Raw genomic sequence first — 19,756 nt, forward strand, 5'->3', positions numbered from 1 at the left:
ACGCACCGGCCTCTGTCTCAGGCTTTGCGGCCCGTGCGGCTAGGCCCGACGATACTTTTCGATGAAGGCGTCGATCGTAAGCCCGCGGATGTCGGGAAGTGCGTGGCTCAGCGCCTCGTGTGACCAGTCCCACCAGGCGATTGCCAACAGGGCTTCGGCCTCAGCCTCGGTGAAGCGCCGCTTGATGAACTTGGCCGGAACGCCGCCGACGATGGTGTAGGGTTCGACATCCCTGGAGACGACCGCGCCGGCGCCGATCACCGCCCCCGTGCCGATCGTCACGCCGGCGAGCACCGTGACGCCATGGCCGATCCACACATCGTGGCCGATGGTCACCCAGTGATCCTTGCGCCATTGGAAGAAGTCGGCGTCATCCTCGCCCAGACCATACTGCTGGGCGCGGTAGGTGAAATGGTGCTGGCTGGCGCGCCAGGTGGCGTGATTGCCCGGATTGATCCGCGCGCCTTCGGCGATCGAGCAGAACTTGCCGATCGTCGACCAGACGACATTGCCGCCCTTGACGATATAGGAATAGTCGCCGAACTGGCTGTCGCGCATCGTCACATGCGCCTGGATCTCCGTCCAGCGGCCGAGATCGCAACCGATGACGCTGGCGGTTTCATGGATGGTCGGCTCTTCGCGGAGCATCTTCATCGTGTGGTCCCCATGGTGCCGATGAAACGGGTGCGGATGACGGCGGACAGGGCATCGATCACGTAGACCATCACGATGATCAAAAGGATGATCGACCAGGCCTCGTCCCAGCGGTAGGCGCCGATGCGGTCGGAGAGCAGGAAGCCGATGCCGCCGGCGCCGACGATGCCGAGAATGGTGCCGGAGCGAACGTTGGATTCGAAATTGTAGAGCGTGATCGACAGAAGCACCGGCATGACCTGCGGCATCATGGCGAAACGGATCGCCTGCAGGCGAGAGCCGCCGGATGCGACCACCCCTTCCACCGGCTTGTTGGAAATGTTCTCGATGGCTTCGGCGTAGAGTTTCGCCAGCACGCCGACCTCGCTGACGGCAATCGCCATGACACCGGCGAGTGGCCCGAGCCCGAAGGCGCGGATGAAGACCAGCGCCAGGATCAGCGTTTCGAAGGCGCGGATGATATCGAAGCCGCGGCGCACGCCGAACCGCAGCAGCGCCAACCGGTTGATCGTCTTGGCGCCCAGGAAGGACTGCGGGAAGGCTGCGATGGCACCGAGGACGGTGCCGAGGAAAGCCATGGAAAGCGTCTCGCCCAAGCCCTCCAGGATCGCGGCGATTTCGTCCCATTCGGTCCAGACATGCGGCGGCAACATGAAGGACAGCACGCGGCCCAGTCGTGCCAGTCCGTTGACGATGCGCTCCGGCGAAAAGCCGAAGTCGTAGAGGCACCAGGCAAACAGCGCGGCAAAGCAAGCGAACAGCGCCCATCGGCGCAGCCGAACGGCGAGCGGTTGGCGGAATGCCTGCGGCATCCTTTGACGCCAGTCGGCAATTTCAATGGGAGAGATCGTGGTCTGCATCGTCAGGTCCTTTCCAGGCCGATCAGCCTGTGGCGCAGCTTTTCCGAGCCCCAGTCGATGACGAAGACCGAAACGAAGATGATGATGAAGAGCGCCGAGAGATCGGTGTATTCCTGCAGCGAGACGGCTGTGCGCAGTTCTTGGCCAAGACCGCCGGCGCCGACATAGCCGATGATCGAGGAGGAGCGCACATTGATCTCGAAGCGCAGCAGCGTGTAGCTGATGATGTTCGGCAGCACTTGTGGCACCGCGCCATAGCGGATCTGGTCCGCCCAACTGCCCCCGGAAGACTTGACGCCCTCCAGCGGCCGCATGTCGAGGTTCTCGTTGGCCTCCGAATACAGCTTGCCGAGCGAGCCGCAGGTGTGAAGCGCAATGGCCAGCACTCCGGCCATCGGGCCGACCCCGAAACAGAAAACGAAGATCAGCGCGAAGACGAGTTCCGGAACGGTCCGGGCAATCTCGAGACAGCGCCGGGTGATCGTCAGCACCCAGCGGTTGGGCGACAGGTTGCGCGAGGCCGGAAACGACAGCAGGAAGCCGCCCGCAACACCGAGCACCGTCGCCATGAAGGCGATGAGAACCGTCTCCAGCAGCAGCCAGGTCCAGATCTTCCAGCGCCAGAACCAGGTCGCAAGGTCACTGCCGAGCGTCCCCCAGGATAGAGCTGGAATGGTCTTGGCCAGATATTCCCCCAGACGCGGCAGGCCGGCGAGCAGGATCCAGCGTTCGGCGCGCGAGCCATCCGCAGCGGTGACCTGTGTCACCTTGAAGAAGTTGGCGAAATCGGCCGTCATCAGGAAAAGTGTGACAAACACCATCGCCACCAGCGCGATCCGCAGTCGTGCGCGATTGCGGTGGGCGGCAAACGCGCGTTCAAAATCAGCGATGGCGGATGACGTCGGAGGATCGGCAAAAGCGGCTGTCATGGCTGCGGTGTCCCAGGAAAAAGGAGAGGGCAGGCGCATCGCACCTGCCCTTGGGTCTGGTCAGCTCTTGCGCTGGGCCTTCAGCCAGGCGCGCATGTCGACGATCCACTGGTACCGGTCGTGGTTGACATCGACATAGCCCTTGGCGGTGGAGCTTTCCGCGCCGCTCATTTCCTTGAAGGCCGCCGGATCGGCGGTCGGCACGTTCTTCACGGCGTCCTTCATGGCGCTGATCAGTTCCGGCGGCAGGTTCTTGCGCGCGGTGAAGGGGCCGGAGGTGATTTCGGGCGATTTCCAGATCCAGCAGATTTCGCCGGCCTTGATCATGCCCTTGGAGACCATGCGCTGCGGAATGCCGCTCTTTTCGTTGTTGATATAGGTCGCGGCGGCATCGAACTGGCCGTTCACCACGCCCTGCACGCCTGCCTCATGACTGCCAGAGAAGGGGATGGCGGAGAAGTAGGTCGCGGGCTCAAAGCCCTGCTTCACCAGGTTATAGTTCGGAACCGCGTAGCCGCTGGTGGAATCCGGATCGGCAAAGGCCAGAACCTTGCCCTTCAGGTCTTCGATCTTCTTGTAGGGGCTGTCGCAGCGCACGGCGACAATCGAATAGTAACCGGTCGAACCGTCTTCCTGCTGGGCCGTCAACAGCGGTTCGACGCCGCCCTTGGTTTCGGTATAGGCCGCGGCATAGGCGGACGAACCGAGGAAGGCGAATTCGATCTGGTTTGCGGCCAGCGCCTGGATGACGCCGTCATAGCTGCCGGCAGTGAAGATCTCGACATCGACGCCGAGCGTGCGCTTCAGATAATCCTTGAACGGCTGATAGCGGGCGAGACGGTCCTTTTCGTTCTCGGCCGAAGTAATGCCGAAACGAACGACCTTGTAGTCGGTCTTCCAGTCGGCGGCCATCGCGGGGACGGATACGAGGGCGAGAAGCGCGGTCGCGGCAAGAAATCGCATGGGTTTCTCCTTTGGGCTGAAGGGTCAGGCGTGAACCGCCGGGCGGATCGCCGTCGACGTCACGGATTCATTGAATTCACTGAGATCGTCGCTGCCATAGATGTCGCGCACGACATCGCCGGTGAGCTGGTGGGCGCCGCCGTCGAAGATGACGCGACCGGCGCGCATGCCGATGATGCGGTCGCAATAGGCCCGCGCCGTATCCAGCGTGTGCAGGTTGACGAGTACGGTGATGCCGTCCTCGTTGTTGATCGACCGCAGCGCATCCATGACGCGGGTTGCATTGCCGGGGTCGAGGCTGGCGATCGGTTCGTCGGCCAGGAGAATGCGAGGGTTCTGGACGAGCGCGCGGGCAATCGCCACACGTTGCTGCTGCCCGCCGGAGAGCGTGCCGGCCTTTTGGAGCGCCTGGGGCGCGAGGTCCAGGCGATCCAGCGCCCGGATCGCCAGCGCCCGCTCCGCATCGGTGAAGCGCATGGCCATCGAGCTCGCAAAGCCATGCGCGGCAAGCCGGCCGACCAGCACGTTGGTCAGGACATCCAGGCGGTCGATGAGGTTGAACTGCTGAAAGATCATCGCGCACTGGCGCCGCCACTCACGCAACGACCGCCCCTTCAGCGCCGTGATCTCCTGGCCCCCGAAGGTGATGCGGCCATCGGTCGGTTCGACCAGCCGGTTCACCAGCCTCAGCAGGGTGGATTTGCCCGCACCGGAGCGGCCGATGATCCCGACGAATTCGCCGGGACCGATGTCGAGGCTGACGCCGTCCACCGCGCGGGTGGATCCGAAGCTGCGGCCAAGGCCGCTTAAGGTGAGATTGTGCTTTTCCATGGGGCCAATCCTGGCCCTCGTCTGTGACACGCCGATATCATTCGAATGAATTTATTCTTGCGGTTTTGTGACGCGGCAATGACGCAGATTAGCCCGGCTCTGCCGAGGGTCCGAGGGTGCATTCGTGGGCAATCAACGGCCAAAAACAGAAAGGCCGGCAGCTCTCGCCACCGGCCCGACAATGAAGGATGAGGGATGCTCACGCCGCGCGGCGGCGGGTGATCGATCCATCGGAATAGATCTTGCCGCCGTTGCGGAGCGTCGCGCGGACATGGCCGATCCCGCTGTCGTCGGCGATGACGAAATCCGCCTGCTTGCCGAGCGCGATCTCGCCGCGATCGGAAAGGCCGAGTGCCTTTGCGGGGTTGTGCGTCGCAAGGCGTGTCGCACCCGCCAGGCCCAACGGATCGGTTTTGGCCAGTTCCAGGATCGCCGGCAGGATGGCGGACGGATGATAGTCCGACGCGAGAATGTCGAGCACACCCTCGGCATGGGCTTCCCGCGCGGAAAGATTGCCGGAATAGGACTGGCCGCGAAGCGCATTCGGCGCGCCCATGGCCGTCGCAAGCCCGCGGTTTCTTGCTTCCTGTGCGGCTTCGAGCGTCACCGGAAACTCGCTGATCGCGGCGCCGAGATCCTGCATCAGCGCTACCTTTGCCGGCGTGTCATCGTCATGGCTCGCGAGCGCCACGCCGTGCGCACGGCAGGTGGCGGAAATTGCATTCAGCGTCTGCGCCATGATCTCGGCCGGCTGGCTGCGTTCCTCGATGCGCTTGGCGACCGACTGTGCAGCCTCGTCACGGCTCAGGCCCCTTTCGCGCACCATCTTGTCGACATGCCGCTCGATATCGCGGTACTGCCCCTGGCCCGGCGTATGGTCCGTCAGCGAGATCAGGTCCACCGCCCCTTCGGCGATGAGCGCCTCGATGACGCTGAGCGCCTTTGGAAAGGTGATCTCGAAGCGGGCGTGGACGCGGTGATCGACGAGCAATTGTGGTCCCATGGATTTCAGCGCCCGGATGATGGCGCTGGTGTGCTCGTAGCTGCGCAGATGGCCATAGGTGGAAGAGGGGCTGAAGGACACGGCCGCGTAGGCCGTCGTGATGCCGGCCACGGCCAGCCGCCGGTCGAGGTCGCGCAGGCCGAGTTCGAGCGGCATCGGCACGTTCGGCCGCGGTTCCACCTCGCGCTCCACCATGTCGCCGTGCATATCGACGAAACCGGGCAGCAGCAGAAGACCGTCGCCCGAGAGTTCGGCACCCACCACCGGCGTATCGGCAATCTCCGCGATTGTGCCGGCTTCGATCCGGACGGAGCCGCGCTCGATGACGCGGTCTGGCAATACGACGCGAAAATCAGAAATCCACATGGCCGTCTATCTCCTCGGCTTTCAGTTCGATGTCGCGGTCGACGAGGCCTGCCACGTCGCCGGGGTGATGGAAGACGCCGATCATGGCAACGCCTTGTTCCTTGAGGCTTTCCAGCCGGCGCACAAGGGCGGCGCGGGCATGGACGTCGAGCGAAGCGGTCGGCTCATCCAGCAGCAGCAGGCGTTGCGGCAGGATCAAGGCCCGCGCCAGATTGACCTTCTGCTGCTCACCGCCGGAAAAGGTGGTGGGGTAGGCGCGCCAGAGATCGCGCTTGACGCCGAATTCCTCCAGCCAGCGGCGGGCCTCGACTAGTGCATCCGCATGCGAAACACCTGCTTGGCGCAGCGGTTCCGCAACGATCTCTTCTGCCGCCACCCGTGGGCGGGCAATCAGGAACTGTGTGACGAAGCCGATCTCCCGACGTCGGAGCAGGGCGATATCCACATCGGCGGCGCGGGCGAGATCGATCCGGCCCTCTGCCGTATGGTACCAGACATGGCCGGCCCGCGGCAGGTAGCTGCGATATAGCGTGCGCAGCAGCGTCGATTTGCCGACGCCGTTTGCCCCTTTGAGGAGCAGGAATTCCCCTGCATGGAGCGTGAAGCCGATGCCGGAAAAGGCATGCAGGCGCTGCTCCAGATGGTGCATGTGAAAGGTCTTGGCGAGACCTTCGACGTGAAGAACGGGCTGCATCACAACCTCACAGTTTCGCGTGGACGAGTTGCTGGGTATAGGCATGCTGCGGATCCTGAAAAATCTGGTCGACCAGCCCTTCCTCCACCACCAGACCGCGGCGCATGACCATAACCCGGTCCGCCATCGTTCGTATGACGCCGAGATCGTGGCTGACGATCACCATGGTGATCGCCCGGTCGCGCTGCAGCCGTTTCAGGGTGTCGAGCACCAGCGCCTGGACGCTGACGTCGAGACCCGTCGTCGGCTCGTCGAGCAGCAACAGTGCCGGCTCCAGCGCAATCGCCTTGGCAAGCTGCACACGCTGCTGCATGCCGCCGGACAATTCCGTAGGCCTTGCGTCCATCCGGGCAAGCGGGAATTCCGAGGCATCAAGAGCGTCACGCGCCCTTTCCCTCAGTGCCTCGAAACTGCGCTCGCCGGCAATCAGCAGCCGTTCGGCCACATTGCCGGAACTCGTGTGGTTCATCAGCAGGCCGAGATGCGGGTTCTGGTAGACGATGCCGATCCGGCGGGCGCAGAGCATGCGGCGTTCGAAACGGTCGAGATCAAAGAGGTTGCCGCCGAGCCCGGGAAGATCGAGCCTGTAGTCGCCGGCATCCGGGCTATCTTCCAGGTTCATCATTCTGAGCAGCGTGGATTTTCCCGAACCGCTTTCGCCGACGATGCCGAGCACCTCGCCCGGATAGACCCTGGCCGCGACATCCTGCAGTGCCACGACGTCGCCGTAGCGTTTGCTGATGCCGGTCATCGAGAGAAGCGGCGGTGTCGTCATCAATTGCGGCGGCAGTTGCTGCAGGGCGGCCGCCGTGATGTGTGTCTGCTGGAGCGTCATGGGGTGAGTGTCCCGTTCTTGTACCAGGTATCGCCGATGGCCACCGTCTCGCCTTCGCTGCGGCGGATTGCCTTGACGCCGAACTGGCTGTCGGAGAGTTCATGCGTCGAAGTTCCGTCGTCCTGCGGGATCTCGTTCATGAAGTATCCCGTCACGCCGGAGCGGTGGCAGCTGAGGCCGGCATGGTCTTCCACCTTGTAGGGCACGTCGGAGAAGACCAGCGGCTCCACGCGGGTGAAGGGGGGCACGGCGAACAGCCGCTTCTCGCGTCCGGCGGAGAGAAAGGTCAGGTGCCGCGCCATGTGGAGCTTCGGCACGTCCCAGCGCGGGATCGGCGAGGGTGTCATCACATGCCGGCCATTGACCAGCGCCGGATAGGCGGCGCCCTGCATGATGCGGCCCGAGCGGACGATCTGTTCGTACAGCGTCAGCCACAGCCGGCTGTAGTCGGCATCCGCGTGCATTTCCCGGGCGATCGACATGTTGGGCTCGACCGGGCGCAGCGGTTCCGGATTGGGAACCTGCAGCACCAGGATCTGGTCATCCTTCAGCGTCTCCTCCGGAATGCGGTGTCGGCTCTGGAGAATGGAGGCCTCCAGCGTATCCATGGTTTCCGAGGCGCCGGAGACACGCGACAGGAAACGGCGGATGGAGGCGGCATTCACGCCGTCATCGGCACCCTGGTCGATGACCTTGATCGAGGCGGATGGCTTGATCAAGGTCAGGGTGACCTGCAATCCGCCGGTTCCCCAGCCGCGGGCAATCGGCACTTCGCGGCTGGCATAGGGCATCTGGCAGCCGGGAACGGCAATGGCCTTCAGCATCTTGCGACGCATCTCGCGCTTGGCGGACGCATCAAGGAAACCGTAGCTGAAGGCTTCCCAGGGTTTGGTGAGGGACGAGAGGCTCATGCCGGTTCCTCCTGGCGCTGGAGCACGGCAGGTGCTGCCGGTGCGGCCTGCTTGGCTTTTGCGTCCCGCAGCGCGTCCAACGAGGACTGGAAGGTCACGTAATGCGGCAACTTGAAGTGGATGCAGAAGCCGGAGGCCTCGACGGGTTCGGTGTGGTAGAGGAAGAACTCTTCGTTGACAGCTGAGTTCTTCGGTGCCCCCGGCGCGTTGAGATCGAGCGTTGCGCCGGCAATCACCTTCACCTCGTTCCAGCCGAGCGTGGCGCAGAAGCCGAGGTCGAGCTTGCCGGACTTGCCCTTGTTGGTGACTTCAGCCTGGGAAACTTTGACACGACCGCCGGAGAAAATCGTTCCACGCGGGTGGCGCACCTTGAGCTCCGCCTCGGCAAGACGCAATTCGTTGACGGTCGGATGGGCGTTGCCATACCCGCGCATCGCCGAATAACCGAGCGCCAGCACGCCGCCGGTATCGGCACGCGCGAGGCTTTGCAGCGTGTGCGCCCGTTTGGCGGGGAAGAGCAGCGGTTCGCGTGTCAGGTCCGGAATGTCGTCCGGGGCAACGGGCGCGGCAGGAACATCGGCTACCAGTCCGACGGACTTCTGCCAGGCAGCAAGTGACGGCTGACGGGCCGGCGCGGGGCGGGCCGCCGGTTCCACCGGGGTTGGAACGAATGGCTGGCCCTCCAGCACGCCGGTTGCCAGCAGGCGGTGCGAATAGTCAAGCGTGGGCCCCAGGATCTGTCCGCCCGGAATATCCTTGAAGGCGGCGGAGATGCGCCGCACCGTGAACAGGTCCTCCTGTCTCACCGGCTCCGCGATCGCAAGGCGCGGCTGGGTGGTGCGCCAGGCGCGCAGCAGAAGGACGGCTTCGTAGAGGTCGCCACCGGACTGCGCCAGCGCCAGCGCCGCCAGATCCGGCTCATACAGCGAGGCTTCGCCCATCACCCGGTCGATCAGCCAGGGCAGCGACTGGCGGATCGCCGTCACGCGCTGTGCGTCGATCTCGCCGAGATCGGCCCGGTAAAGCCTCTCGGACTGGTCTATGGCGCGTTCGCCGCCACGGGTTGCCACATAGGCCATCACAGCACCTCAATCATTGTGGATCGCGGCAGGCCGAGCACTTGGTCGCCGTCGATCAGGAAGAGTTCGAAGCCGGTCGGATACAGGCAGCGGTCGCTCCGGATCGCCCAGACATCGTCCGGGATGCCTCCGATCCGGATCTCCACTTTGCCGTCGATGCCGGGACCCGACAGGCGAAGACCGCGACCGTGGCCAATCGTGGCTGAGGCAAAAACGGTTGCCCCTTCGTCCGGATACAGGTGGGAGCCTGTCGGCACATCGTCGAGAGCGGCAAGGCCGGCAGGTGTATCGAGCGCGAGGAAGGCGTGATCTGCCTGCGCCGCCGATGCGAGGCAGGCGCCGGTTGCGGCGATCCTTTCGGCAAGACCGGCATCGCTCGCAAAAACCCGGCATTCCCGGTCCACAAGGGCTTCTGCAACGGCAAAAGGATCGTTTTCCGGCAGCTGCCGGATGGTGCCTGGCCGCGCGAGCGCCCACATCAGCGCGTCATAGGTGGCGTTTGCGCGTGTCTCTGCGGCATTGCGAACCGGCACGACAGGGGCCGAGCGTTGGTTGAGGCTTTGGGTCACGATCAGAAGGTCTCCATCTCGACGCGCGTCGCCTCGACGGCACGCAGACGCTCTTCGTCTGCTGCCCGAATGCGCGTGGCTTGCGTCGCAATGAAATGGCCGAGACGCTCTTCGTCCGTTCCCGCCATCGCGGCGGCGTCGATCACGGCCATGGCCATGGCGCGCTCGAGATCGCGGCCGATCACCATGCCGTAGCCTTCGATCGGCCTATCCTTCAGGCGGATATGCGCTTCTGCGACAAGCACCTCACCCAGATGAAAATCGGTGGAGGCAACGGTGTCGCGCAGGGGGAGCATGACGAGGCCGGTGCGGCTTTGAACCACCTCGATCTCGCCGAGGAGGGGAAGCACACCCTCTGCAAAACCCTTCAGCAGGCCATCATCGGCCCGCGCCAGAGTATTCAAGAGATGGGCATGGGGAGGCATTCCGGCGCTGATGACGCCGGTCATTTCATCACTCATCGTTCGTCCTTTCGCGGGCCGACCCTAGCCTTGGGAGGAGGGGGAGGGATCGGGGTCGTCGAGGGTATCAATACTGAACTGCACGCGGTCTCCGGCCCAGACGGCTTCCGAATAGCCGATTGCCCGCCCGTCGGCGGTCACGTCGGTCTTGGTCAGCACCATGACGGGATGATCGACATGCTGGCTGAGCAGTCGCGCCTCGTCCGGTTCCGGCCGCCGCGTGAAGATGGTCGTGCGTTTGCGGAAATAGTCCGTGATGCCGTGGTCGCGGTAGATTTCGGTGACGGAGGTGCCCGTTGCGCGCCGGGCGCCGAGATCCGGAAAGAGTGCCGCTTCGTGGAAGGCCATGCCGAGATTGATCGGCACGCCATCGGCAAAACTGCGGCGCAGGATGCGGTGAACGAGCGTTTCTTCGGCGAGGCCAAGCGCCTGCGCCACCCGTGCCGGGGCCGGGATGATTTTCGCCGAGAGATGCTCGCCGGTCGGCGCTATGCCCTGCTCCAGAAGGTTTTGCCGAAACCGCGTGCGCCGCCCGATCTGGTAGGTGATGAGCGGCGCGGCCTCGACAAAGGTGCCGCGGCCCTGTTCGACCCTGAGCTTGCCCTCGACCGCCAGCGCCGAAACCGCGCGCCGCACCGAGTGGCGCCCTGCGCCGAATGCGGCGCAGAGTTCCGGCTCCGTCGGCAGGCGCGCGCCGGGCGCAAGCTTGCCCGAGGCGATATCGCCGGCGAGGCGGTCTCTGATGATCTGCCAACTGTCTCTTTGCATGCACGTCGTCCGATTCATTCGAATGAATCTGGAATAGCGCAATCGTATGACGTGGCGATGACGCCCTCGGAAAAGGGGACAGCGCAGGAGAGTGGCATTCTGCCGATGCACGCGCACCCAAAGGGTGAACCCTAAGAGGCCATCACGCGTCGGTTGGCAAGACGGCGCGACGAGCTGGGGCTGACGGGATTGCTAGCCGTCTTCCTTCACGAAGCGGGCGATATCGGCATGGGTGCCGAACCAGACATCGTCATGATCCTGGATATGGCGGATCAGCTCTTCGAGGATGAAGATCCGCGAGCGGTAGCCGGTCACATGCGGGTGCATGGTGAGCAGAAAGAGGCCGCCCTCCTTGTAGGCGCGGTCGAATTCCCGCTTGAAGATGTCGAGCACGGCGGGGGGCGGCGTATAGGGCCGGTGGGCGGTGAACCGGTTCATGTTGAAATAGACCGCATCGTCGCGGATCCATTCCACCGGCAATTCCACCATGCCGGTCGGTTCGCCATCCTCGACAAGCTCGTAAGGGTCGTCGTCGGCCATCAGCGAGCTGTCGTAAAGCAGGCCGAGTTCGCGCTCGATCTGCAGCGTCACCGGTGAAAAATCCCAGGACGGGGTTCGCATGCCGACGGCGCGCACGCCGGTGATCTTTTCCAGCGTGTCGGCAGCGCGCAGATGCAGTTCGCGCTCCTTTTCGGGCGGCACCTTGGTATTGACCTCGTGGATCCAGCCATGCAGGCCGATCTCATGGCCCTCGGCGATCACCTGTCGTTGTTCATCCGGGTAGAGCAGCGCGGCAACGGCGGGCACGAAGAAGGTGGCCGGAACCTGTGCCGCACGAAGCGTTTCGAGGATGCGCGGCACGCCGACCCGGTTGCCATACTGCCCTTGCGACAGGCGGCCGATGGATTCGCCGCCGTCGCGCAGTTCATTGGTCTCGTGATCGCTGTCAAAGGAAAGGGCGACAGCGCAGCGGGCGCCGCCTTTCCAGACCTTCGGTTTCAGCGAGCGTCCGGCGCGCACTTTGTCGACCTTGCCGCGCCACGTTGCTTCGTCCCATTGCCAGGGTTCCATTGCCACTCGTCCTTCCGGGTTATTCTGCAGCCATCGGCAGCACGGGAACGGCTGCCAGCAGGCGCTTGGTGTAGTCGTGCTGCGGATCGGCATAGATTGCGCCAGCCTCGCCTTCCTCGACGATCCGCCCGCGATACATGATGGCGACGCGATCGCAGAGGTGACGCACGACCGACAGGTCATGGCTGATGAAGATCAGCGACAGGTCGAGCTCCGATCGCAACCGGATGAGCAGGTTGATGATCTGCGCCTGGATCGACACGTCAAGGGACGCGACCGGCTCGTCGCAGACAACGACATCCGGCTGCATGGCAAGCGCGCGGGCAATGGCGATGCGCTGTCTCTGCCCGCCGGAAAACTGATGCGGGAAGCGGTTGGCGAAGGCCGGATCAAGGCCGACCGCCGCCAGCCAGTCCGCCACATAGCGCCCGGCTTCGGACCGCGTGACAAGCTTGTGGGCAAGCGGTCCCTCCGCCACGATGTCGCCGATGCGCATGCGGCCGTTGAGAGAGGCAAAGGGATCCTGGAAGATCGTCTGAACGCGGGTGGTGATCTTCGCAGGGCTGCGGCCGCTGCTCATCACGGGTTGCCCGTTGAGACGAACGGTGCCGGCGCTCGGAACGGTGATGCCGGCCGCCATGCGTCCAAGCGTCGATTTGCCGGAGCCGGATTCGCCGACCAGACCCAACACCTCGCCGCGCTTCAAGACAAGACTGACGCCATCGACCGCCTGCACGCCTGTCACCGGCTGCGCGAGGCCCGACTTGATCGCCAGCCGGCGCACGATGCCGGCAGGTTTTTCGAACCGCTTCACCGCCTGATCGATCACCAGATAGGGGCTCCCCAGCGGCGGCAGATTGGCGGTCGCGGCCTTTCGCGGCGGTGGTGCCGCATCGGCGATCCCGCTGCCGCGCAGGAGCAGCTGCCCGGGCTTCGCCCGCGAGGGCAGCGCGTCCAGCAGCGCGCGCGTGTAGTCGTGCTGCGGTCGGGTCAGTACCCCGAGTGCCGGACCGATCTCGACGATCTTGCCCGTCTTCATCACCGCAACGCGATCGGCAATCGACGAGACGATGGCGAGGTCATGGCTGATCCAGATCAGCGCCGTACCGAGTTCGGCGACCAGTTCCTTCATCTCGGCAAGGATTTCCGCCTGGATCGAGACGTCAAGCGCGGTGGTCGGCTCGTCGCAGATGATCAGTTTCGGGCGGTGCAGAAGGGCGATCGCAATCGCCACACGCTGGCGCATGCCACCGGAGAACTGGTGGGGGAAGAAATCCACCTTGCGCTCCGGTTCCGAGATGCGGACCTGTGCCAGCGCCTGGATCGCGCGCTCGCGCGCATCCGCCGCACTGATGGTCTCATGCGCTTCGAGCGCCAGCTTGATCTGGGTGCCGATGCTGAGAACCGGGTTCAGCGTCATCATCGGGTCCTGGAACACCATGGAGATGGTCTTGCCCCGAATGGCGCGCAGCTCATGCGCGGGCAGGCCGATCAGTTCGCGCCCTTCCAGCTTGACCGAGCCTTCGACGATGCGGCCCGGTTCGTCGATCAGGCCGATGATCGAGAAACCGGTGATCGATTTGCCCGATCCGGACTCTCCGACGAGCCCCAGAACCTCGCCCGGCGCGAGGGAAAAGGAAACGCCATCGACGGCCTTGATCTGTCCGCGGCCGGTTGGAAACCAGGTGGCGAGATTGGTGACGTCCAGCAAGGGGGGCGTGGTGGTGTTTGGCTGAGTGTCGGTCATCGGCGGAGCCTCGGATTGAGCTGGTCGCGGATCTGGTCCCCCACAAGGTTGAGGGACACGATGAACAGGATCAGCGCCAGGCCGGGATAGATGGAGATCCAGTAGCGGCCGGAAAGGAGATACTGGAAGCCGTTGGAGATCAGCATGCCGAGCGAGGGTTCTGTGGGCGGCAGGCCGACGCCGAGGAAGGAGAGGGTGGCTTCCAGCGAAATCGCGCTTGCGACCTGGACCGTCGCCACCACGATCAGCGGCGGCAGGGAGTTGGGCAGGATGTGTTTCACCACGACGCGCAAAGGCGACAGGGGGATGGACAGTGCCGCCTCGACATAGTCCTTCTGCCGCTCCGCGGAGGCTGCGCCGTGGGCGGTGCGGGCGAAATAGGCGTACTGCGCGAAAATCAGCGCCATGATCAGCTGGTAGCGGCCCTGTCCCAGAAGTGCGGCAATGACGAAGGCGAGAAGGATTGCCGGGAAGGACAGCTGCAGGTCGACAATGCGCATCACGAGGCTCTCGTAGCGCCCGCCGATATAGGCGGCCGAGCAGCCGACCATCGCACCAATCACGAAGGCAATACCGCCGGCGATGACGCCCATCTGCAGCGAGATCCGCAGGCCGTAGATGATCGCCGAGAGCAGGTCGCGCCCTTGAGAATCGGTGCCGAGCCAATGGGTATAGCCGCCGGTTCCGACATAGCCCGGCGCCCGGCGTGCATCGCGCAGCACGAGGCTGCCAATGTCGTAAGGGTCCTGCGGCGTGACGAATGGCGCGATCAAGGCGACGAGAACGATGAGAAAGACGATGATCGCCGCACCGGTCGCGACCTTGTTGCGGGTGTATTCTTCGAGGAAACGGCCAAACAGAGTGTCGCGCATGTCAGGCACGTCCCTTTCTGAGGCGCGGATCGAGCAGCGCATAGGTGAGATCGACCACGAGGTTGATGACGATGAACAGCAGGGCGACAAGCATCAGGTAGGCCACCATGACCGGTCGATCGAGCGAGGTGATGCTGTCGATGATCAGCTTGCCGAGCCCCGGCCAGGAAAAGATCGTCTCGGTGACGACGGCAAAGGCGAGCGTCGAGCCCAGTTCCAGCCCGAAGACGGTGACAAGCGGGATCGAGATCAGGCGAAGCACATGGCGGCTGAGAACCGTGAACTCGGACAGACCGGCGGCGCGGGCGAATTTTACCGTGTCGCTCAGCATCAGTTCGCGGGTACCGGCCCGGGCGAGCCGGATCATCAGCGAGAACTTGAACAGAGCGAGGTTGAGAGCCGGCAGGACGAGATGCCTCAAGCCATCGCCGGTCAGGAAGGAGAACTCGACGCCGAACAGGCTGACCGTTTCACCCCGCCCGCCGGCCGGCATGATGCCGAACTGCACGGCAAAGACCATGATCAGCATCAGGCCGAACCAGAAGGTGGGCACCGAGAAGCCGAGGATGGAGATCGCCATGATGGCGCGCGAGACCGGGTTGTACGGCTTGTAGCCGGCATACATGCCGATCGGAATGCCGACCAGACTTGCAAAGATGACCGCTGCCAGCGTCAGTTCGAGCGTGGCGGGCAGCCGGGACAGGATCAGTTCGCTGACCGGCATGTTGTAGACGAGCGATCGACCGAAATCGCCTTCGAAGACACGTCCGACAAACGAAAAATACTGCCGCCATAAAGGCTGATCGAGGCCATACTGGGCGATGACGGCCGCCCGGATGTCCTGGGTCGCGTCAGGCGAAATCAGCACGTCGATGGGATTTCCCACCGCATAGACGCCTGTGAAGACCAGCGCCGACATGGCAAAGACAACGATGGCGGCCTGCCACAGGCGCTGCAAGATAAAACCGAACAATGGATCCCCGTCCTCATGACTCGTCCCGTCTTGCGCGGGCTTGGTTTGGCATTGGATGTGTCTGGATGAAGCTAGTGCCAGTCGCCTTTCAGAAGATCCCGGGTCTCTGCGACCGCGACCTCCCAGAGCGCCAGCATGTCTTCGTCGGGACGCTGGTAGAGGCCGTGGTAGTTGCCATCCCCCAGCATCTCGCGTTTGCGTGCCGCATCGATGCGTGCAAGGCGGGCATAGTCCACCTGCGGCCTCGCGCCGGACGGCTGACGTGGGTCATTCGTGCGCGTCCAGGGGAAGTTTTCCATCCATGAGGCGTGCGAGGCCGCCGGATCGATGGCCTGAACCTTTGCCAGTGTCCGCGGCGCCCGCCACCAGTCATGGAATTTCACCGAACTGTCCGGATGGGCGTTCAGCCATTCGGAAATCACCGCCGTTGCCGGCGTGTTCCCGCCGTGACCGTTGACGATCAGGATCCGGCGAAAGCCCGATCGGTGGATGCTGTCCATCAGGTCGCGAATGATGCCGATATAGCTCGCGAGCGACAGCGTCAGCGTGCCCGGGAAGGTCGCAAAGGAGGATGCCAGTCCATAGGGCAGGACCGGAAACACCGGAATGCCGAGCGGTTCGGCGGCATCCACGGACACCTTTTCGGCGAGGATCATGTCGGTCGCGAGGCTGAGATAGGCGTGCTGCTCGACGCTGCCGATCGGAAGAATGCAGCGGTCGTCCTTCGCGGCGCGCTCTTCAACCTGCATCCAGTTCATCTCGGCAATCTTCATGCGCAACTCCTGTCCTCATTCGCGCAGCGTCCATCATTTTCTTCGCAAGCGCACAAAAATTAGGCCCTGAACGGCTCTGCACCGGTCAGTGATGCAGTCCCATACGGAACTAAAAAAAGAGATTGACAGGCAATTATCTGACGGTCAAGTTCCATACGGTACAAAAAAGAGACGAGGCAGGCGAAGACATGACGGTGCAGCTGGAACAGGCGTCGCTCGAAACGCTTCTTCGTCAGGGTGGAAAAACCTTGTCAACGGGAGAGCCGGTCGATGCGCTGGTCGGCGTGAAGCTGTGGGAAAACCCATGCTGGCTGTCGTTTCGCATCAACTTCCTCGCCCTGCAGTTCAACGTGCCGATCTATCGCTGGACGGAAAAGGAGTTCGGTCTGCCGCGACCGGAGTTCGTCGTGCTCTACTCGCTCGGGCTGGCCGACGGGCTGACGGCCAGTGCGATCTGCATGTCCTCGGGCTTTCCCAAGAACACCATCAGCCGGGCCATCCAGAAGCTGATCGACAAGGACATCATTCGCCGCGAAGTCGATCCGGCGGATCTGCGCAGCTTCGTCCTCTATATCACGGACGAGGGCCGTCGCATCGTTGATGCCGCCATGCAGCCGATGGTCGAGCGCGAAAGAACCATGCTCTCCGCCCTGACGCCGGCGGAAATGCTGATGCTCTCCGAGCTTCTGGCAAAAGTCGTCGTGAATTCACCTGTCTCGCCACCAATGATAAACATAGAGGAGAACGAAGAATGAGCATTCACAAGGTGTTGCGCACCGTAGCATTGGCTTCTGTCTTGCTGGGCGGTGTATCGTCGGCGGCGCTTGCCGCGGACCTGACTGTCGGAGTGAGAGCCGGTCCGCTGTCGGTCGATCCGCACTTCACGGCCGCCGGCACCCATGCCGAAGCCATGAAGCATATCTACGATTCGCTCGTGAAATCCGGCAACAATCTCGAGCTGGAGCCGGGGCTTGCGACCAGCTGGACGGCCATCGATGCGACGACCTGGGAATTCAAGCTGCGCCAGGGCGTCAAGTTCCATGACGGTTCGGATTTCACCGCGGAAGACGTGAAGTTCTCCATCGAACGGATTCCGGCCGTGACGGGCCCCAACCCGACGACGATCTATGTCCGTCGCGTGCGTGGCATCGAGATCGTCGATCCCTACACGATCCGCATCAAGACAGACGGTCCCGCACCGACCCTGCCCAACGACTTCATTCGCCTGTTCGTGGTGTCGCACACTGCCGCCAAGGACTTTTCCGCCAGCGCCGACAAGGCTGCGGAAGGCTTCAACTCGGGCAAGGCTGCGATCGGTACCGGTCCGTACAAGTTCGTGTCCTGGACGCCGAAGGAGCAGCTGGTCGTCGAGAAGTTCGACGGCTACTGGGGCGAGAAGGAGCCCTGGGACAAGGTGATCCGCAAGGAAATCCCCAATGATGCAGCCCGCGTCGCCCAGCTGAAGGCCGGGCAGGTCGATCTGATCGCCCGTATTCCGTCGTCGGACGTGCCGACGCTCGAACAGGACAGCAAGCTTTCCATCGTTCGCCAGGAGAGCGTCTACCTCTTCAACATCGCGTTTGATTTCCGCGACAAGCCCCCGCAGGTGAGTGCCAAGGATGGCTCGCCGCTGCCCAAGAACCCCTTCCAGGACGCCAAGGTCCGCGAAGCCTTCGATCTCGCGATCGATCGGGAAGCCCTGACCGAGATTGCCATGGAAGGCATGGGCGCCGTCCAGTCGCAGCTTGTCACGCCGAACATCTTCGGCTGGAACCCGGCCGTGAAGCCGACGAAGGCCGATCCTGCCAAGGCCAAGGCATTGCTGGCCGAGGCCGGCTATCCGAACGGCTTCAAGGTGACCTTCTCATTCACCAATGATCGCCTGCCGGGCGACAAGGATGTCGGCACGACGATCGCACAGATGCTGACGGCAATCGGCATCCAGGTGGAAGCGAACGCCCAGCCGGGCGCCGTCTTCTTCCCGGCCAACACGCGTGGCGACTATTCCATGACCATGTCCGGCTGGGGCACGCTGACGGGCGAGGCGAACTACACGCTGTCATCGCTGACGCATTCGAACGATCCGGCGAAGAAGCTCGGGGCCTTCAACCTGCGTGGCTATGTGAACCCGACGATGGACAAGCTGATCGAGGACGCTGCCGTCGAGATGGACACGGCAAAGCGCGAAAAGCTCCTGATGGATGCCAATGCTCTCGTTTCGACCGATCGCCCCTATCTGGCGATTGCCTCCACCATTACCGCCTGGGGCATGAAGAAGAACATCACCATCGTTCCGCGCTCGGACGAGGACACGCTGGCGATGAACATCCGCCCGGCGAAATAGGCATAGCCTTCAATGAAACGACTGGCCGGGCGCCTTGCCCGGCCTTTTCTGCTTTTACTGACGAAATTCAATCGGGAGATACGGATGGGAACTCTTGCTCTGGCCATTCATGGCGGCTGCGGCGTGATGGCAAAGCTCGACCTCAGCGAGGAGGAGTGGGCGGCTGCGCGGGTCGATCTGGGACGTGCGCTGAAGGCCGGCTGGCATGTGCTGACCGCGGGCGGTTCAGCGCTCGACGCGGTCGAAGCGGCGGTGGTCGTCATGGAGGACAGCCCGCACTTCAACGCCGGCTACGGCGCTGCGCTCAACACGGAAGGGCGGCACGAGCTTGATGCGTCGATCATGGATGGCAGGACGCTGGAGGCTGGTGCTGTGACCCTCGTGCAGCGTATCCGCAACCCGGTGAAGGCCGCGCGCAAGGTCATGGAGCATGGCGACGCGGTTCTCCTCGGCGGGCCCGCAGCGGATGCCTTTGCCGCACAGGCCGGGCTCGCCATGGTCGAGCCTGACTACTTTACCACCGAACGGCGGACAAAGGCGCTGGCCGCGATGAAGGCGCATGCGGCGGCGGGCACCGCCGCAAAGGCAAGCGAAGCGGAAAAGCACGGCACCGTGGGGGCGGTGGCGCTCGACGGGCAGGGGCACCTTGCGGCCGCCACCTCCACCGGTGGCTACAACAACAAGCCGGATGGCCGCATCGGCGATACGCCGATCATCGGCGCGGGCACCTATGCGCGGGATGGCGCCTGCGCCGTCTCGGGAACGGGCAAGGGCGAATATTTCATGCGCTATGCCGTCGGTCACGAGATCGCCAGCCGCGTCGCTTATCTCGGCGAAAGCCTGGAGGTTGCGGCCGCCAAGGTGGTCCAGCAGGACCTGAAGCAACACGCGATCGGCGCAGGCCTCGTCGCCGTCGGAGCCGACGGATCGATCACCGCACCCTACAATACCGACGGCATGTTCCGTGGCTGGGTGACGCCCGAGGGCGAGTTCTATGTCGGCACCCATTCGGAGGTCTTCCGGATCCAGCCCGACTGACGGCTTCGGATATCT

21 protein-coding genes are annotated in these 19,756 nt (G+C 63.6%); 3 read left to right on the top strand and 18 right to left on the bottom strand.

Features of this window, described 5'->3' with window-relative positions:
* Positions 1–39: 39 nt before the first annotated feature.
* The 18 genes from G6N78_RS12985 to G6N78_RS13070 all read right to left on the bottom strand — a co-directional run bounded on the left by G6N78_RS12985 (position 40) and on the right by G6N78_RS13070 (position 16,359).
* Positions 40–654 (bottom strand): DapH/DapD/GlmU-related protein, encoded by a 615-nt coding sequence (locus G6N78_RS12985; RefSeq protein ID WP_165219022.1) that lies wholly within the window; start codon positions 652–654, stop codon positions 40–42.
* Positions 651–1,514, bottom strand: coding sequence for a phosphonate ABC transporter, permease protein PhnE (phnE, locus tag G6N78_RS12990; RefSeq protein WP_165219024.1), 864 nt, complete (start codon positions 1,512–1,514; stop codon positions 651–653). The genes G6N78_RS12985 and phnE (G6N78_RS12990) overlap by 4 nt, the downstream gene beginning before the upstream one ends.
* Before the next feature lie 2 nt (positions 1,515–1,516).
* Complete coding sequence (gene phnE / locus G6N78_RS12995; RefSeq protein ID WP_165219034.1) at positions 1,517–2,443, bottom strand: phosphonate ABC transporter, permease protein PhnE; 927 nt, start codon at positions 2,441–2,443, stop codon at positions 1,517–1,519.
* 60 nt (positions 2,444–2,503) lie between these two features.
* Complete coding sequence (phnD, locus tag G6N78_RS13000) at positions 2,504–3,406, bottom strand: phosphonate ABC transporter substrate-binding protein (RefSeq protein ID WP_165219036.1); 903 nt, start codon at positions 3,404–3,406, stop codon at positions 2,504–2,506.
* A gap of 24 nt (positions 3,407–3,430) precedes the next feature.
* Positions 3,431–4,237, bottom strand: a complete 807-nt coding sequence (phnC, locus tag G6N78_RS13005) for a phosphonate ABC transporter ATP-binding protein (protein WP_165219038.1) — start codon at positions 4,235–4,237, stop codon at positions 3,431–3,433.
* A gap of 199 nt (positions 4,238–4,436) precedes the next feature.
* The gene (locus G6N78_RS13010) at positions 4,437–5,606 is read right to left on the bottom strand and encodes an alpha-D-ribose 1-methylphosphonate 5-triphosphate diphosphatase (protein WP_165219040.1); all 1,170 of its coding nucleotides are present in this window, start codon (positions 5,604–5,606) and stop codon (positions 4,437–4,439) included.
* Positions 5,593–6,300 (bottom strand): phosphonate C-P lyase system protein PhnL, encoded by a 708-nt coding sequence (locus tag G6N78_RS13015; protein ID WP_165219042.1) that lies wholly within the window; start codon positions 6,298–6,300, stop codon positions 5,593–5,595. Before G6N78_RS13015 ends, G6N78_RS13010 begins: the two co-directional genes overlap by 14 nt.
* A 7-nt stretch (positions 6,301–6,307) precedes the next feature.
* On the bottom strand, positions 6,308–7,135 hold the full coding sequence (locus G6N78_RS13020) for an ATP-binding cassette domain-containing protein (protein WP_165219044.1): 828 nt from the start codon (positions 7,133–7,135) through the stop codon (positions 6,308–6,310).
* On the bottom strand, positions 7,132–8,046 hold the full coding sequence (locus G6N78_RS13025; protein ID WP_165219046.1) for an alpha-D-ribose 1-methylphosphonate 5-phosphate C-P-lyase PhnJ: 915 nt from the start codon (positions 8,044–8,046) through the stop codon (positions 7,132–7,134). The genes G6N78_RS13020 and G6N78_RS13025 overlap by 4 nt, the downstream gene beginning before the upstream one ends.
* Positions 8,043–9,125 (bottom strand): carbon-phosphorus lyase complex subunit PhnI, encoded by a 1,083-nt coding sequence (locus tag G6N78_RS13030; RefSeq protein WP_165219048.1) that lies wholly within the window; start codon positions 9,123–9,125, stop codon positions 8,043–8,045. The genes G6N78_RS13025 and G6N78_RS13030 overlap by 4 nt, the downstream gene beginning before the upstream one ends.
* Positions 9,125–9,694 (bottom strand): phosphonate C-P lyase system protein PhnH, encoded by a 570-nt coding sequence (phnH, locus tag G6N78_RS13035; protein WP_234905792.1) that lies wholly within the window; start codon positions 9,692–9,694, stop codon positions 9,125–9,127. Before phnH ends, G6N78_RS13030 begins: the two co-directional genes overlap by 1 nt.
* 2 nt (positions 9,695–9,696) lie before the next feature.
* The gene (locus G6N78_RS13040; RefSeq protein ID WP_234905793.1) at positions 9,697–10,155 is read right to left on the bottom strand and encodes a phosphonate C-P lyase system protein PhnG; all 459 of its coding nucleotides are present in this window, start codon (positions 10,153–10,155) and stop codon (positions 9,697–9,699) included.
* 24 nt (positions 10,156–10,179) lie between these two features.
* Complete coding sequence (gene phnF, locus G6N78_RS13045) at positions 10,180–10,923, bottom strand: phosphonate metabolism transcriptional regulator PhnF (protein WP_165219050.1); 744 nt, start codon at positions 10,921–10,923, stop codon at positions 10,180–10,182.
* 192 nt (positions 10,924–11,115) lie between these two features.
* Complete coding sequence (locus G6N78_RS13050) at positions 11,116–11,994, bottom strand: polysaccharide deacetylase family protein (protein ID WP_165219052.1); 879 nt, start codon at positions 11,992–11,994, stop codon at positions 11,116–11,118.
* A gap of 19 nt (positions 11,995–12,013) precedes the next feature.
* A complete protein-coding gene (locus G6N78_RS13055) occupies positions 12,014–13,741 on the bottom strand; it encodes a dipeptide ABC transporter ATP-binding protein (RefSeq protein ID WP_165219054.1) in 1,728 nt (575 codons plus the stop codon).
* The gene (locus G6N78_RS13060) at positions 13,738–14,613 is read right to left on the bottom strand and encodes an ABC transporter permease (RefSeq protein ID WP_165219056.1); all 876 of its coding nucleotides are present in this window, start codon (positions 14,611–14,613) and stop codon (positions 13,738–13,740) included. Before G6N78_RS13060 ends, G6N78_RS13055 begins: the two co-directional genes overlap by 4 nt.
* Before the next feature lies 1 nt (position 14,614).
* The gene (locus tag G6N78_RS13065; RefSeq protein ID WP_370691522.1) at positions 14,615–15,532 is read right to left on the bottom strand and encodes an ABC transporter permease; all 918 of its coding nucleotides are present in this window, start codon (positions 15,530–15,532) and stop codon (positions 14,615–14,617) included.
* Between the two features lie 125 nt (positions 15,533–15,657).
* A complete protein-coding gene (locus G6N78_RS13070; RefSeq protein WP_165219060.1) occupies positions 15,658–16,359 on the bottom strand; it encodes a creatininase family protein in 702 nt (233 codons plus the stop codon).
* A 122-nt stretch (positions 16,360–16,481) separates the two neighbouring features.
* Between G6N78_RS13070 and G6N78_RS13075 the strand changes: the two genes are divergently transcribed.
* From G6N78_RS13075 to G6N78_RS13085, 3 genes are all read left to right on the top strand, one after another.
* Positions 16,482–17,114, top strand: a complete 633-nt coding sequence (locus tag G6N78_RS13075; protein WP_234905794.1) for a MarR family winged helix-turn-helix transcriptional regulator — start codon at positions 16,482–16,484, stop codon at positions 17,112–17,114.
* The gene (locus G6N78_RS13080) at positions 17,111–18,703 is read left to right on the top strand and encodes an ABC transporter substrate-binding protein (RefSeq protein ID WP_165219062.1); all 1,593 of its coding nucleotides are present in this window, start codon (positions 17,111–17,113) and stop codon (positions 18,701–18,703) included. The genes G6N78_RS13075 and G6N78_RS13080 overlap by 4 nt, the downstream gene beginning before the upstream one ends.
* Before the next feature lie 84 nt (positions 18,704–18,787).
* On the top strand, positions 18,788–19,741 hold the full coding sequence (locus G6N78_RS13085; protein WP_165219064.1) for an isoaspartyl peptidase/L-asparaginase family protein: 954 nt from the start codon (positions 18,788–18,790) through the stop codon (positions 19,739–19,741).
* The last annotated feature ends 15 nt before the right edge of the window (positions 19,742–19,756 follow it).

Source organism: Allorhizobium pseudoryzae, assembly GCF_011046245.1.
In the GTDB taxonomy this organism is placed as follows: domain Bacteria; phylum Pseudomonadota; class Alphaproteobacteria; order Rhizobiales; family Rhizobiaceae; genus Neorhizobium; species Neorhizobium pseudoryzae.

Bases quoted from the DNA above. Each gene is read 5' to 3' on its own strand.
- G6N78_RS13040 (WP_234905793.1), bottom strand. From the start codon at position 10,155: ATGAGTGATGAAATGACCGGCGTCATCAGCGCCGGAATGCCTCCCCAT.
- G6N78_RS13070 (WP_165219060.1), bottom strand. From the start codon at position 16,359: ATGAAGATTGCCGAGATGAACTGGATGCAGGTTGAAGAGCGCGCCGCG.
- phnD (WP_165219036.1), bottom strand. From the start codon at position 3,406: ATGCGATTTCTTGCCGCGACCGCGCTTCTCGCCCTCGTATCCGTCCCC.
- G6N78_RS13030 (WP_165219048.1), bottom strand. From the start codon at position 9,125: ATGGCCTATGTGGCAACCCGTGGCGGCGAACGCGCCATAGACCAGTCC.
- G6N78_RS13015 (WP_165219042.1), bottom strand. From the start codon at position 6,300: ATGCAGCCCGTTCTTCACGTCGAAGGTCTCGCCAAGACCTTTCACATG.
- G6N78_RS13010 (WP_165219040.1), bottom strand. From the start codon at position 5,606: ATGTGGATTTCTGATTTTCGCGTCGTATTGCCAGACCGCGTCATCGAG.
- G6N78_RS12985 (WP_165219022.1), bottom strand. From the start codon at position 654: ATGAAGATGCTCCGCGAAGAGCCGACCATCCATGAAACCGCCAGCGTC.
- G6N78_RS13050 (WP_165219052.1), bottom strand. From the start codon at position 11,994: ATGGAACCCTGGCAATGGGACGAAGCAACGTGGCGCGGCAAGGTCGAC.
- G6N78_RS13025 (WP_165219046.1), bottom strand. From the start codon at position 8,046: ATGAGCCTCTCGTCCCTCACCAAACCCTGGGAAGCCTTCAGCTACGGT.
- phnE (WP_165219024.1), bottom strand. From the start codon at position 1,514: ATGCAGACCACGATCTCTCCCATTGAAATTGCCGACTGGCGTCAAAGG.
- phnE (WP_165219034.1), bottom strand. From the start codon at position 2,443: ATGACAGCCGCTTTTGCCGATCCTCCGACGTCATCCGCCATCGCTGAT.
- G6N78_RS13085 (WP_165219064.1), top strand. From the start codon at position 18,788: ATGGGAACTCTTGCTCTGGCCATTCATGGCGGCTGCGGCGTGATGGCA.
- G6N78_RS13060 (WP_165219056.1), bottom strand. From the start codon at position 14,613: ATGCGCGACACTCTGTTTGGCCGTTTCCTCGAAGAATACACCCGCAAC.
- G6N78_RS13080 (WP_165219062.1), top strand. From the start codon at position 17,111: ATGAGCATTCACAAGGTGTTGCGCACCGTAGCATTGGCTTCTGTCTTG.
- G6N78_RS13055 (WP_165219054.1), bottom strand. From the start codon at position 13,741: ATGACCGACACTCAGCCAAACACCACCACGCCCCCCTTGCTGGACGTC.
- G6N78_RS13020 (WP_165219044.1), bottom strand. From the start codon at position 7,135: ATGACGCTCCAGCAGACACACATCACGGCGGCCGCCCTGCAGCAACTG.
- phnF (WP_165219050.1), bottom strand. From the start codon at position 10,923: ATGCAAAGAGACAGTTGGCAGATCATCAGAGACCGCCTCGCCGGCGAT.
- phnC (WP_165219038.1), bottom strand. From the start codon at position 4,237: ATGGAAAAGCACAATCTCACCTTAAGCGGCCTTGGCCGCAGCTTCGGA.
- G6N78_RS13065 (WP_370691522.1), bottom strand. From the start codon at position 15,532: ATGTCGGCGCTGGTCTTCACAGGCGTCTATGCGGTGGGAAATCCCATC.